Genomic DNA, 13,582 nt, shown 5'->3' on the forward strand with positions numbered 1-13,582 from the left:
TTAAGTTTATGATACTCGTTTGACCACTCGCTTTTCTCCATGTTTGAGAGAGGCGAGTTTGTTTTTTTATAGACAGATAGAACATACAAGGAAACTGAAATAATCACGAACTTTAAATCGTTGAACGATTAAAGGAGGTCACAAAGATGATGGTTATGCGTCGAAGTACGAAATTAAATTTATATCAACAGTTACAAGAATTGTTACAACAAGGCCATATCGAAACGTTTCGAGAATCGCTCTTATCCTTGCATATTCAAGATCAAGTGGAATGGTTTGAAGGCTTAGAGGATTTAGAAATCAGACAGCGTGTCTATGATACGTTAACGCCTGAAGAATTAGCGGATATATTTCAAGGTTTAGACGTCGATGAGCAGCAAAAGATTATGGCGGAGATGAACCGTGACAAATGGATCTTAACATTGAATGAGATGGCTTCCGATGATGTCGCGGATTATTTGGAAGAACTGGAAGATGAAGAAGTATCCACCGCTTTGAATGAAATGGATGAAGAAACAGCTGAAAAAGTTCAGCAGATTATGGAGTATCATGAAGAAACAGCTGGTGCGTTAATGGCGACTGAATTCATCGCGATTAAAACAACGGACACCGTTCAGCAAGTGATGCTTAATTTAAGAAATGATGCACCTGAAGCGGAGACAATTTATTATTTATATGTTGTTGATACAGATGGGCGACTTGTCGGCGTTGTCTCATTACGTGATTTAATCACAAGTGACCCGAGTGAAGTGATCGAAAATGTGATGAGCCAACGTGTCGTATCGGTTAAATCTTACCAAGACCAAGAGGAAGTCGCTCGCCTCATGCAAAAATACGATTTCCTAGCGACACCAGTTGTCTCAGAGGAAAATCGATTAGTCGGGATTATCACTGTCGACGATATTATCGACGTCATTGAAGATGAGACAACAGAAGACTTTGGAGAAATCTCAGCTGTACGTGGTGCAACAGGTGCGGACATTACTGCTTGGGAATCTACGAAAAAACGTGCGCCATGGATTATTATGTTGATGTTTTTAGGACTGATCACAGCTGAAGTGATTGGTTATTTTGAGGAAACCTTGCAAACAATCGTGATTTTAGCTGCGTTCATTCCACTATTAATGGACGCTGCAGGTAATACTGGTACGCAATCACTTGCTGTTATGGTACGTAATATTGCGCTTGGTACGTTTGATAAACGCAACGTCTGGCGTGTGTTACGACGTGAATTGTTAACGGGTGTTATGATCGGAGCCGGAAGTGGTGTGACGATTGCTTTATTAATTATCTTATTCTATGAACAAAACTACGTCATTGCTGCTATCGTCGGTATTTCAATTATGCTGACACTCAGCGTATCGACTTTGACAGGTTCAATCATTCCACTCATCATTAATCGATTGAAAATAGACCCAGCTGTCGCATCAGGACCGTTTATTACAACATTGAATGATATATTTGGATTGTTGATTTACTTTACGATTGCAACGTCGATGATTGAGTATTTGATGTGAGGAAACGTTTGGAGCTTGCTCCAAACGTTTTTAATTACTTTTCTAATATTAAGCTGATACCAATTTATTCTAAAGACGATTTGAAAACATAGCTTACTTTGTCATAATCCATTCTATCTTCATAAAAACGATGTGCGTCAGTTTTGAGTATGCCTGAGGACAACGCAACACTTTCATAATTATTTTCTTTTGCCCATTCATGAACATATGTAAGTAATTTTTCTCCGTAACCTTTAGAGCGACTATTTTGATCAGTGACTAAATCACAAACCCAGACAAATCGACCGTAGTATAAGGTGATCATCGGTTTAAAACCAGTGACTGCAACTATTGTTTCTTCGTCAAATAAAGCAAACATTTTATATCGATCTTTATCTTTTGCATCAGAAACTAAATCAAGATATGTTTTTTTATCAAGGTGACTTCGGAGTTGTTTCATCACTGGAAATGCTTCTAAAATCTCGTTTTGTGACAGTAGCTCTTTAATTGATAAATTATTTCCCATTATTTATTCCCCCCCCCTTTTTTAATCTGAGCTAAGTTTAACATATTTATTTGGTGCTAGATTGCCTAATAACACAGCAATTGTGTTTAAAATTAAACTATTAATGACGAAAAAAAAAGAGATACTTGATAAATTTTTGAAACACGATGAAGAATGTTATTCAATTAGATACAGGCTAGTTTAACCAGACTGTAATAAGGAGAAATTATATGAACAGCTCAAAACTGCATTATTTAATCGCCTTAATTTCTTATCCTGCAATAATCTTGCATTTTCTTTTTAGTGATTATGAAAGTGAAAAGACAGTAACGGGAATTTCATTTTTTTCAATCGCTACTGTTATTTATCTTGTTTCTGTTTATTTATATTCGAAGGGTGATTTAGGTAAGAAATTAGTGTTATTTGGCTTAATGTTACTTGGTATAGTCTCTATTATACTAGCTGTTTTGACTGTTTAATTCTACTTTTATACCAATTACTGATTTTGATTTATTAATGAAAAATGACCGACTCGATGTAAGCGCAATTATTATTTAAAATGATAAAAAAGGTCGTTTGCCTGCAATAAGTAGTTTAGCTTAGGAGTACAAAAAAGAGATTTGTACTCCTAATTGAGCTACTTTTTTATATGTGATTGTAAGTTAAACTGTCAGGCTTTTTGCAACTCAAATTGGATAATTAATCAAGGAAATTTAAGGGCGATAATTTTATATATGGTAAAATAAGTTAAAAGACGTTATTCAACTAATTGAGCGGGATAAGTTAATAAGAGATATATTGTACTTGAGGAGGGGGGAGTTAAATTGTTAGAAATTCGAATGATTGATAAAGAAGATCTTGGGTCAGTGTCGGGTTTTATATCACAAATGAATATTAGTGAAGAATCACATATTGGTTATTGCGGGAAAGATAAGAACGAAATTGCAAAATATATGGTAAATGATATTTCAGATGTTAAATATACTGATAGTTTCGTTGTAGCATACGAGGGTAATAAACTAGTAGGGGTTTTGGGATTTGATGCAGACCTCGATGATAATAGTGCCGAAATATGGGGACCATTTATTTTACGAGAGAAGTGGAATATTGTTTATGAAATGTGGAAGAAAATGGCCGAGATGCTTCCAAAGAAGATAGACTCATTGGAGATGTTTCCGAATGTAAAAAATACTCGAGTGTGTCAACTATCAAGCTCTCTTTCATTTAAAAAGTATAGTGATGAAACAATATTGATATTCCAGGGTACTAATAGTCATGAGTTAAAAAGCACTTCTGTTGAAGAGTTGAGTCCTGAGTATTTCGTAGATATGGTACAACTTCATGATGAAGCTTTCCCTAACACTTATTATAATGGTCAACAGATTATTAAACGTTTAGATGATCATAAAAAAGTTTTTATAATAACCAATGAAGGTCAACTCTGTGGATATATTTATGTTGAGGCAGAACCCGAATTTGGTGAAGCAAGTATTGAATTTTTTGCTGTTGAGAAGTCCGAAAGAGGTAATGGAATAGGAGCGCAATTATTAACGGGTGCTTTAAAGTGGTTATTTACATTTGAGGGAATGGACTCTATCACACTATGTGTCAACTCCGCTAATGTTAATGCTATTAATTTATATAAAAAAGTTGGCTTTGAACATCTACATGACTTGTACACATTCACTAAAAATATAGGACAAAAGTAGTTGGTAATAAATGTGAAGTTGATTATGAATGGCTGTTTTCGTAAAGATTGTTGCTAATGGTTATAAAATGAGCTTACTTACTAGTTTATAGTATCATTTAGATGTGTTTGCTTCTTCTACTAAACAGATAGTGGGAAATGAATAATTGATAAATTGCAGGTTAAAGTAATACCTAAATATAGTTTGGGGTGATGTGAATTGAAGAAAAAATATTTCTTGTAATGCTTATTTTCAGTATCTTTATTTGTGGGGTAAACAATGAAACAGCTTCTGCAAAAACAATTAACGAGTCTCGACCTTTTGAAGAGTTATATCCTGAAATTGGTTATAAAACAGTTGAAGAAGCCGTTAAGGAATTTGAGCATCATTTCAACCAAGACCTAAAACTACCTCTTAGGCTTCCACCTTTAAACTTTACACATCATTTCGGAAGGTTTATTGATGCAGATGGTGACATAAACGACCATCTTGAATTGGAATTTCTCAATGATAAGTCACCAGAAAATCATTATTTTATCTTTGTTCGACCTGTTGAACATAAAATTCCAATCAAAGATAAGCGCATTGTTAAAGTATTTAAACTAAAATATGGAAATGAAGCAAAGTTTATTAACGTTTCGGAGTCGTTTGTAGCCCTCGTCTTTGAAAGAGATGATTGGCAATATATGCTTAATATTTCTAAAAGAATTTCAGAAAAAGTCAGTCCTGAAATGTTAGTTGAAATAGCCAACTCAATTGATTATCCAAGTGAAAAGAAAAAGCCATTTGAATAACAGAAGTGCTTATTTATTAACGAGCGCAGCCGCTTCCATTTTGGAGGTGGCTTTTTTACATCTCACGCAAATATTTAACCGTAATCAAATTAGATTTATGACATGCGCTTGATAGCATTTGATTTACTCGCTCTTTTGTCGCCATTTTCTTGCTCTGTTGAAGGAAGTTCAACCAATAAAGGTAGTTGTCCAGATACTTAGTTGCCACGCCTTGGAACCTTTGCGTCCAGTCCTTCAATCGCTTATGGTATCTGTTTATATGTTGAAGGTCTCGTGTTTGAGTTCCTTAATAAGAAAAACTTCTTGTAGTGTGTAGCTGTATCTGTGCACAACAAAGAAGTTGAGTCTATAAAATCCCCAATAACGGCATCGATATCTTCCGCTCTAACACGACCAGTGCCTGCTTTTTGAGCAATTACTTGTCCATTATGGTCTTGTGCCACGACGACGGCTATTTTGAGGTTGCTAATCCTTCGCTTCTTATCTCTACCTCCACGTTTCTTTGGCTTTCTATCGACAACTTCACGCCCTTTTAAAGACTCCTTCGAATTCATGGGTCACTGGATTATTTAACACCTGCTGAATTCAAGCTAAGAGACCTCAACGTTTTTGTCTAGTTCAGTGTTGACATACCAATAAAGGTGAAATGAATCAATCGGGTGGCGTTAATTGAAGAACTCTAAATAGCGTTATATTATTCTTTTTCATTTTCCGCTCTTTTTTGCTCTAACGCTACTTTTTCTCGTTCTAATTTAATCTTTTCAAGTTTCACTTCATTTTTCTTTTTTGTTTCATAAATACCGAAAATAACAAGTCCAATAAAAAGAATTCCCATCAGTAGATAAAATGGAATATCCATAAGATCCCCTCCCCTAATTTGAGCAACGATATTTAACTTATTTTACCATATATATTGTGATCACCAAAAACTTCCTCAAATAGTTAAACTAATTGTATTACAATAAGCCTTACGTTTATAACTACAAATTCGTATAAAAAAGTAGTTCAATTAAGGGTACAAATTAAAATTTTGTACGCCAAAACTGAACTACTTAATACTAGAATGCTATCATTCTTAATTAGTACTGAATTTTATCTTGCAAAAAGTCTTTTAAATCCACGATTGGCATGCGGGTTTGTTCCATGGTGTCACGGTTACGGACAGTGACTTGGCCGTCTTCTTTGGAATCGAAATCATAGGTGATACAGTATGGTGTACCGATTTCGTCGTGACGGCGGTAGCGTTTACCGATTGAGCCAGCGTCGTCGTAATCGACCATGAAGTCTTGAGCCAAATCTTGGAAGACTTCTTGTGCTTCGTCAGCTAGTTTTTTCGATAATGGGAAGACGGCTGCTTTAAATGGTGCGACAGCTGGATGGAAATGCATGACTGTACGTGACGACCCATCTTCAAGTTCTTCTTCCTCATAAGCGTCTGCTAAAAATGACAGTGCTAGACGATCCGCGCCTAAGGCTGGTTCGATGACATATGGGATATAACGTTCGTTTGTTTCTTGGTCGATATATTCCATGTCTTCACCAGAATGTTCAGCGTGTTGTTTTAAGTCGTAATCCGTACGAGATGCGACGCCCCATAGTTCGCCCCAACCGAATGGGAATTCGTATTCTAAATCAGTCGTTGCGTTACTGTAGTGGGATAGCTCGTCTTCATCGTGTTCGCGGCGACGAACTTTCTCTTGATCAAGACCTAAGTTGAGTAACCAGTTATGGCAGAAATCGAGCCAATAATCGAACCAGTTATGTTCTTCACCTGGTTTGCAGAAGAATTCCATTTCCATTTGTTCGAATTCACGAGTACGGAAAATGAAGTTACCTGGCGTGATTTCGTTGCGGAAACTTTTACCGATTTGGGCGATCCCGAATGGTAGCTTCTTACGCATCGTACGCTGAACGTTTTTGAAATTGACGAAAATTCCTTGTGCTGTTTCTGGGCGCATATAAATTTCGTCAGATGAATCATCCGTTACACCTTGATACGTTTTGAACATTAGGTTGAACTGGCGAATGTCCGTGAATTCACTTGAACCACAATTAGGGCAGACGATACCTTCTTCTTCAATAATTTTCACGAGTTCATCGAATGGTAAGCCATCTACGACACGCTCTTCACCTTTTGCCTCGAAATGGTTTTCGATTAAATGGTCGGCACGATGGCGTGATTTACAGTCTTTACAGTCGATCATGGGGTCATTAAAGTTACCTAAGTGACCGCTTGCTTCCCATGTTTTAGGGTTCATTAAAATTGCTGAATCAAGTCCAACATTATACGGTGATTCTTGGACGAACTTTTTCCACCAAGCGTCTTTTAAATTTTTCTTTAATTCAACACCAAGTGGTCCATAATCCCATGTGTTTGCTAGGCCACCGTAAATTTCGGAGCCTTGGAAAATAAAGCCGCGATGCTTACAGTGATTGACGATATGGTCCATTTCTTGAGCCATTTGAAAACCTCCCAAAATATTTCTTGCAATAGCATTAAAAAACTCCCGCCCAAGAGCTAATCGAATAGCTCAGGGACGAGAGTGTATTTCCCGCGGTTCCACCCTGATTGATGTGGCAAGCACATCCACTTTCAGGCGATCACTCCAGATTGCCGTTTCACATCACCATACTCCAGGCTCGCACCATCCCTGAATCGCTTGTTGGTAGTGGGTTATGCTACTATTAATCCTTCATTGTCATCATATGTTTATTAATTTTATTCTCATATATACTAGCATACCATATATGTTTTCTCAACGTTTTAGCTAACAGATTGTCACTTTTTCTCGGATTGGACAATGAAAGATGAGGGGGTTTTTTGGTATAATAGATAAGGTTAGAAGGATGTTGGAGGAATGACTGTGAGTGAACCGTTTAATAATTGGCGTCACATGTTTAAATTAGACCCGAACAAATACATAACTGAAGCTGACCTAAAAGCGGTTTGTCAGTCTGGCACAGATGCGATCATGATTGGTGGCACAGATGATGTCACCTTAGATGACGTTATAAATTTATTAGCGCGAGTCAGACAGTATCCCATTCCATGTCTGTTAGAAGTCTCTAATCTTTCGTCGATTACGCCAGGTTTCGATCATTATCTAATCCCGACCGTTTTAAACAGTGGTCATAAACAATGGATGATTGACTTACACCATCAAGCGGTTAAGACCTATGGTGATTGGATAGATTGGGACGAGCTGTTTATGGAAGGTTACATCATGCTAAATCCAGCATCCAAAGCTTATCAATATACGAATGCAACAGCCGTCAACACTGAAGATGTCGTCGCTTATGCGCGCTTAATCGAACATTTAATGCCACTTCCGATTATGTATCTAGAATACAGTGGTATTTATGGCGATTCAGCATTAGTAAAGCGGGTGAGTCATGAGCTTGAAAAGACAGTTTTAGTTTATGGTGGCGGAATCGAAACGGCTGAGCAAGCGAAGGAAATGGCTGCTCATGCCCAGATCATTGTCGTCGGTGATGTGATTTACCGCGATATTAACCGAGCGATTGATACGGTAGAAGCCGTAAAGCAAGTAGAACAATAAAAGGTGGGAACGTCATGAGTATGACAATGAACGATATTCTAAATGCGATGAACCCTGAGCAACAGAAAGCTGTTAAACATACAGAGGGACCACTTCTTATTATGGCAGGAGCTGGTAGTGGGAAAACCCGTGTCCTCACTCATCGTATTGCTTATTTATTAGCGGAAAAGGGAGTTCAACCTTACAATATATTAGCAATTACGTTTACGAATAAAGCAGCACGCGAGATGAAGGACCGTGTGGAGAAACTAGTAGGTGAAGATGCGAAGAACATTACGATGTCGACGTTCCACTCTCTTTGTGTCCGGATTTTACGACGTGATGGTGACCGTATTGGTCTTGATCGAAACTTTGCAATCTATGATGCGACCGATCAGAAGACGGCGATTAAAGAAGCATTGCGTATTCAAAATCTAGATCCGAAACAATACGAACCACGCGCGATTCAAGGGGCAATTAGCCAAGCGAAAAATCAACTAATCACGCCGAAACAGTTAAAACAAGAAGCGAATAACTACTATGACGAACAAATCGCGTCCGTTTATGACACATACGAAACGATTTTACGTAAGAATAGCGCACTTGATTTTGATAGTTTAATCATGGAAACATTCTTCCTATTCGACCGGGTACCCGAAGTGCTCCAATATTATCAAAATCGTTTCCAATACATTCACGTCGATGAGTATCAAGACACGAACAAAGCGCAATATCAACTTGTGAAAAAGCTAGCCGATCGCTTTCAAAATTTATGTGTCGTGGGTGACTCCGATCAGTCGATCTATAAATGGCGCGGGGCCGATATTTATAATATTTTATCCTTTGAAAAAGATTATCCGAATGCGAAAACGATTTTCCTAGAACAAAACTACCGCTCAACAAAGACGATTTTGCAAGCAGCCAACGACGTCATTGAACGTAACACATCGCGCAAGCCGAAAGAATTGTGGACAGAGAATGATGGTGGCGAGCGTATTCGCTTATATGAAGCGCGTGATGAGAAGCAAGAGGCGCGTTATGTACTTGATCAAATTCAGGAACTCACGCAGGAACATAGTTTTAGCTATGATGATATTGCGATTTTATATCGGACGAATGCCCAGTCACGTGCGATGGAGGATGTGTTCGTGAAATCCGATATTCCGTATCAAATTATCGGTGGCACGAAATTCTACGACCGTAAAGAAATTAAAGACTTACTTGCATATTTACGATTAATCACGAATCCGAATGATGACATTAGTTTCCTCCGTGTTGTGAACGTTCCGAAGCGCGGTATTGGTAAAACATCGATTGATAAGCTACAAATGCACGCAGAAATGCATGATTTATCGCTATATGAAGCGGTCAAAGATATCGCCCTAGTTGGGGTGAGTAAAAAAGCTGGCCAACAACTGCAAGCGTTTCGTCATTTAATTGAAAATTGGCGATCTCAACAGGAATTTTTAGGGGTAACTGAAATTGTTGACGAGGTGCTGTCACGTTCTGGTTATGAAGATATGCTGAAACAAGACAAGTCACTTGAATCCCAAAGCCGTCTAGAAAACTTAGAAGAATTCAAGACGGTGACGCGCCAGTTTGAAGATGCGAATGAAGACACAAGTTTAATTGCGTTTTTAACCGATCTTGCTTTAGTGTCTGATTTAGATCAATCAGACGATGATGTGCAAGAACAAGTGACACTCATGACACTGCACGCAGCGAAAGGGCTTGAGTTTCCTGTTGTCTTCTTAATTGGACTTGAGGAAAATATTTTCCCACATAGTCGTTCGATCTTTGATGAAGAAGAAATGGAAGAAGAGCGCCGGTTAGCTTATGTTGGGATTACCCGTGCAGAACAACGATTGTATTTAACATATTCATCGATGCGTACACTTTTTGGCCGAACACAGTTTAATCAGAAAAGCCGATTTGTCGATGAAATCCCTGAAGATTTACGTCAACAAGAAGGCCAAATTAGTCAAGGTTCTGAGTCATCTAACGAATCCTTTGAAGACGCAATCCAAGCTTTGGCCGACAAAAAGAATCAACCGCAGCAGGAGCAAGACAAGCCGAAGCGACGGGCGAAGACGATTAAAGAACAGCCAGCTGACCCGTCGACATTTCAAGTCGGTGACAAAGTGAAACACCAAAAGTGGGGAGAAGGCACAATCGTGAGAGTAGAAGGAACTGGTGGTGACGCTGAAGTTGACATCGCCTTTCCATCACCTGTTGGTATTAAACGGTTGTTAGCCCAATTTGCTCCGGTTGAAAAATTATAACGAGGAGTGGCAAGCCATGAATCGCGACGAAGCGAAACAACGTATTGAAGCGTTACAAGACGAATTACACCAATACAATTACGAATATCATGTACTAGATAACCCGAGTGTCACTGATGAGTATTATGATAAAGCATTACGTGAACTGATTACCCTAGAAGAAGAATTTCCTGAGTTTCAAACAACGGATTCCCCGTCTCAACGTGTAGGTGGACAACCGCTCGATCAGTTCGTCAAAGTCGATCATAATGTTCCGATGTTAAGCCTAGGAAACGCATTTAATGCCCAAGAATTACGTGATTTTGATCGTCGTGTCAAGGAACGTGTCGGTGATCAAGTTCGTTATGTGTGCGAACTGAAAATCGATGGACTCGCGGTTTCACTATTATATGAAAATGGTCAGTTTGTTCGCGGCGCCACTCGTGGTGACGGGAAAACAGGTGAAGATATTACTCAAAATTTAAAAACGGTTAAAAGCATTCCGCTTAAAATTCGCGAAGAGGAAACGATTGAAGTGCGCGGAGAAGTGTTTATGCCTAAGCGATCGTTCTTGTTTCTCAATCAAGCTCGTGAAGAAAACGGAGATGAACCGTTTGCTAACCCACGTAACGCTGCAGCTGGCTCATTAAGACAACTTGACCCGAAAATCGCTGCCCGTCGGAATTTGGATATCTTTTTATACAGTGTAGGCGAATGGGAAGCAGCGACAACAGCTTCTCATAGTGAGCGACTTGATTATATGAAGGAACTCGGGTTTAAAATTAACCCGCAAACACAGACCTTTGAATCGATAGAAGATGTCATTGCGTATACCGAAGAATGGACGGTTAAACGCCACGAACTTGATTACGAAATCGATGGCATCGTGGTTAAAGTGGATTCAATTGATTTACAAGAACGTCTTGGATTTACTGCGAAAAATCCGCGCTGGGCAATCGCTTATAAATTCCCGGCTGAGGAAGCGGTGACGACGCTTCATGATATTGAATTAAGCGTTGGACGTACAGGAGCTGTAACACCAACAGCCATTTTAGAACCAGTTCAAGTGGCTGGAACAACCGTACAACGGGCTTCCCTTCATAATGAAGATTTAATTATCGAAAAGGATATTCGCTTACATGATACGGTCGTGATTAAGAAGGCCGGCGATATCATCCCTGAAGTCGTACGTGTTGTAACAGAAGAACGAACTGGTGATGAGAAAGTATTCCGCATGCCAGAAAACTGTCCAGAATGTGGGGAGCCACTTGAGAAGGTTGATGGAGAAGTCGCATGGCGCTGTGTTAATCCAAATTGTCCAGCTCAGTTAAAAGAGGGCCTCATCCACTTCGTTTCGCGTAATGCGATGAATATTGACGGATTAGGTGAAAAGGTGGTTGAACAACTCTTTGACCATCAATTAATTCATACGATTGCTGATTTATATAAATTAACGCCAGATGATTTGTTACCACTTGAACGTATGGGTCAGAAGTCCGTTGATAATTTACTTAAAGCGATTGGGGCATCGAAGGATAATTCACTTGAACGTCTTTTATTCGGCCTTGGCATACGATTTGTTGGTAGTAAAGCAGCAGATACATTAGCTGCGGAATTTGGTACAATGGATCAGCTCATGACGGCTAATAAAGAGGAACTTGAAGCTATTAATGATATAGGTGATAAAATGGCGGCATCGATTGCGATGTATTTTGAACAAGATCAGGTCAAACAGTTGATTACTGAGTTGAAATCACTTGGATTGAACATGACGTATTTAGGTGAAACAGTTGAAGCAAGTGAGGACTCACCATTCTATGATAAAACCGTTGTCATCACAGGGAAGTTTACGGATATGAACCGTCAAGATATTAAAGCACAAATAGAAGCATTAGGTGGACAAGTCACGGGTAGTGTTAGCTCAAAAACGGATCTATTAATTGCTGGTGAAGATGCAGGATCGAAATTTGATAAAGCTCAAGAATTAGATGTGACGGTTTGGGATGAAGCGCAATTGTTAGAAGCATTGGAGGCGTAATGATTGACACAAATGAGTAAATGGCTTGGATTGCCGTTATTGGTTATATTGATGACGGCGTGTAGTCCGACTTTTGATTCGGAAGAGGAAGTCGTTCAAGAAACGGATGAAGAGGAACAAACAGAAGAAGATCAACAAATGATTGTTTCACCTGATCGGCTAGATACAAATGATTATCGAATGGTTTTACCGTATCAACCAAGTGCTGCGAGAGGGACAATCACCAATCAAATATCCAACCGTTATGATATCGATGAGTTTGAACAAGGATTGACGCGATTATCGAAGGATCCTTTTTCACCAGATGACTATCTATTTCAAGAGGGGCAATATTTAAATGAAGACACAGTTTTTAGCTGGATAAATGATTTCAACCCTGATCGACCTGAAGATTTAGAAGATGATTTGGAAGATGCTGAGGCGGAAGATGAAGTTGAAGCTTTGGAAGATGAGTTAGAAACATACAAAGAAGAGAATCCACGAGTTGTTTCACATATTCTAGAACAAAATTATTTGACTCGAGCTGAAGAGAATAGAGTCGAACTAGCAGGCGTATCAATAGGCATTGCGCTTAAATCAGACTATCAATTTAGTGTGAATTATGGACCGACCAATAATGTCGCTATTGATAAAAGTGAAATGTTACAGATTGGTAAAGAAACAGCGGGTCAAATTTTAGAGCGAGTTCGTGAAATGGAAGAGTTGCAGGATGTGCCTATCATGATTGCCTTATATCGTGAAAATAGCCCAAACGCTTCGGTGCCAGGTAGTTTTGTTACGAAAACCGTTGTCGAACCCAATGATATGACGGTTAATGAATGGCAATCGTTGGATGAGAAAACGGTGCTTTTCCCATCAAATGAAGCAGAGGACAATTATTATGAGGACTCCGAAATGTTCACTGGGTTTAGTCAAGATGTCTCAGACTATTTCCCGAACTATATTGGGGTAATCGGTAGAGGTTTTTATAAAGATGGAGAGCTACAGGAGTTGTCGATTAATGTTCCGGTAGAGTTTCATGGTAAACAAGAAGTCATTGGATTTACACAGCACGCTTCATCATTAATGGCTGAGCATTTTCCATCTTATTTTGACTTAGAAGTTACAGTTGAATCAGCTTCACGTCAAGAAGCTGTATTGTTTAGGGATGCTGGAGGAGAAGAAATTACACATCATATTTATCATGATTAATAAGTTATCATGAGCTTAAGTCAGTATACGTCCTCTTATAACAGGGTTGTTATGAAGAGGGCGTTACTTT

General features: G+C 38.9%; 11 protein-coding genes and 1 pseudogene. 8 read left to right on the forward strand and 4 right to left on the reverse strand.

Features of this window, described 5'->3' with window-relative positions:
• Positions 1-146: 146 nt before the first annotated feature.
• Entirely contained in the window at positions 147-1,517 is a 1,371-nt protein-coding gene (mgtE, locus tag J2S77_RS08375) for a magnesium transporter (RefSeq protein WP_306976405.1), read from the forward strand.
• A 64-nt stretch (positions 1,518-1,581) separates the two neighbouring features.
• Here mgtE and J2S77_RS08380 read toward each other — a convergent pair whose 3' ends face one another.
• Positions 1,582-2,022, reverse strand: coding sequence for a GNAT family N-acetyltransferase (locus J2S77_RS08380; protein WP_306976409.1), 441 nt, complete (start codon positions 2,020-2,022; stop codon positions 1,582-1,584).
• 209 nt (positions 2,023-2,231) lie between these two features.
• Between J2S77_RS08380 and J2S77_RS08385 the strand changes: the two genes are divergently transcribed.
• The 3 genes from J2S77_RS08385 to J2S77_RS08395 all read left to right on the forward strand — a co-directional run bounded on the left by J2S77_RS08385 (position 2,232) and on the right by J2S77_RS08395 (position 4,483).
• Positions 2,232-2,480 (forward strand): hypothetical protein, encoded by a 249-nt coding sequence (locus tag J2S77_RS08385; RefSeq protein ID WP_306976411.1) that lies wholly within the window; start codon positions 2,232-2,234, stop codon positions 2,478-2,480.
• A 345-nt stretch (positions 2,481-2,825) separates the two neighbouring features.
• Positions 2,826-3,710, forward strand: coding sequence for a GNAT family N-acetyltransferase (locus tag J2S77_RS08390; RefSeq protein ID WP_306976412.1), 885 nt, complete (start codon positions 2,826-2,828; stop codon positions 3,708-3,710).
• 221 nt (positions 3,711-3,931) lie between these two features.
• Positions 3,932-4,483, forward strand: a complete 552-nt coding sequence (locus J2S77_RS08395) for a hypothetical protein (protein ID WP_306976413.1) — start codon at positions 3,932-3,934, stop codon at positions 4,481-4,483.
• Between the two features lie 55 nt (positions 4,484-4,538).
• Here the strand turns inward: J2S77_RS08395 and J2S77_RS08400 are convergent.
• From J2S77_RS08400 to J2S77_RS08410, 3 genes and pseudogenes are all read right to left on the reverse strand, one after another.
• Positions 4,539-5,028, reverse strand: a pseudogene (locus J2S77_RS08400) (IS1595 family transposase); the annotation flags it as partial.
• Between the two features lie 149 nt (positions 5,029-5,177).
• Positions 5,178-5,342 carry a hypothetical protein gene (locus tag J2S77_RS08405; protein WP_306976415.1) on the reverse strand — a complete coding sequence of 55 codons (165 nt, stop codon included), beginning with the start codon at positions 5,340-5,342 and terminating at the stop codon, positions 5,178-5,180.
• 220 nt (positions 5,343-5,562) lie between these two features.
• Complete coding sequence (locus J2S77_RS08410) at positions 5,563-6,945, reverse strand: glycine--tRNA ligase (protein ID WP_306976417.1); 1,383 nt, start codon at positions 6,943-6,945, stop codon at positions 5,563-5,565.
• Between the two features lie 402 nt (positions 6,946-7,347).
• On the opposite strand from J2S77_RS08410, the gene pcrB reads away from it, so the two are divergent.
• From pcrB to J2S77_RS08430, 4 genes are read left to right on the forward strand one after another with little or no spacing between them, the layout of a single operon-like run.
• Positions 7,348-8,043 (forward strand): heptaprenylglyceryl phosphate synthase, encoded by a 696-nt coding sequence (gene pcrB / locus J2S77_RS08415; RefSeq protein ID WP_370871807.1) that lies wholly within the window; start codon positions 7,348-7,350, stop codon positions 8,041-8,043.
• A gap of 14 nt (positions 8,044-8,057) precedes the next feature.
• Positions 8,058-10,304, forward strand: coding sequence for a DNA helicase PcrA (pcrA, locus tag J2S77_RS08420; protein WP_306976422.1), 2,247 nt, complete (start codon positions 8,058-8,060; stop codon positions 10,302-10,304).
• Between the two features lie 16 nt (positions 10,305-10,320).
• On the forward strand, positions 10,321-12,321 hold the full coding sequence (ligA, locus tag J2S77_RS08425; protein WP_306976423.1) for an NAD-dependent DNA ligase LigA: 2,001 nt from the start codon (positions 10,321-10,323) through the stop codon (positions 12,319-12,321).
• 12 nt (positions 12,322-12,333) lie between these two features.
• Positions 12,334-13,512 (forward strand): CamS family sex pheromone protein, encoded by a 1,179-nt coding sequence (locus J2S77_RS08430; protein ID WP_306976630.1) that lies wholly within the window; start codon positions 12,334-12,336, stop codon positions 13,510-13,512.
• The last annotated feature ends 70 nt before the right edge of the window (positions 13,513-13,582 follow it).

The sequence above is a fragment of the Alkalibacillus salilacus genome (assembly GCF_030812915.1).
Lineage (GTDB): Bacteria > Bacillota > Bacilli > Bacillales > Alkalibacillaceae > Alkalibacillus > Alkalibacillus salilacus.

Bases quoted from the DNA above. Each gene is read 5' to 3' on its own strand.
- ligA (WP_306976423.1), top strand. From the start codon at position 10,321: ATGAATCGCGACGAAGCGAAACAACGTATTGAAGCGTTACAAGACGAA.
- pcrA (WP_306976422.1), top strand. From the start codon at position 8,058: ATGAGTATGACAATGAACGATATTCTAAATGCGATGAACCCTGAGCAA.
- J2S77_RS08405 (WP_306976415.1), bottom strand. From the start codon at position 5,342: ATGGATATTCCATTTTATCTACTGATGGGAATTCTTTTTATTGGACTT.
- mgtE (WP_306976405.1), top strand. From the start codon at position 147: ATGATGGTTATGCGTCGAAGTACGAAATTAAATTTATATCAACAGTTA.
- J2S77_RS08430 (WP_306976630.1), top strand. From the start codon at position 12,334: ATGAGTAAATGGCTTGGATTGCCGTTATTGGTTATATTGATGACGGCG.
- J2S77_RS08380 (WP_306976409.1), bottom strand. From the start codon at position 2,022: ATGGGAAATAATTTATCAATTAAAGAGCTACTGTCACAAAACGAGATT.
- J2S77_RS08385 (WP_306976411.1), top strand. From the start codon at position 2,232: ATGAACAGCTCAAAACTGCATTATTTAATCGCCTTAATTTCTTATCCT.
- J2S77_RS08410 (WP_306976417.1), bottom strand. From the start codon at position 6,945: ATGGCTCAAGAAATGGACCATATCGTCAATCACTGTAAGCATCGCGGC.
- J2S77_RS08395 (WP_306976413.1), top strand. From the start codon at position 3,932: ATGCTTATTTTCAGTATCTTTATTTGTGGGGTAAACAATGAAACAGCT.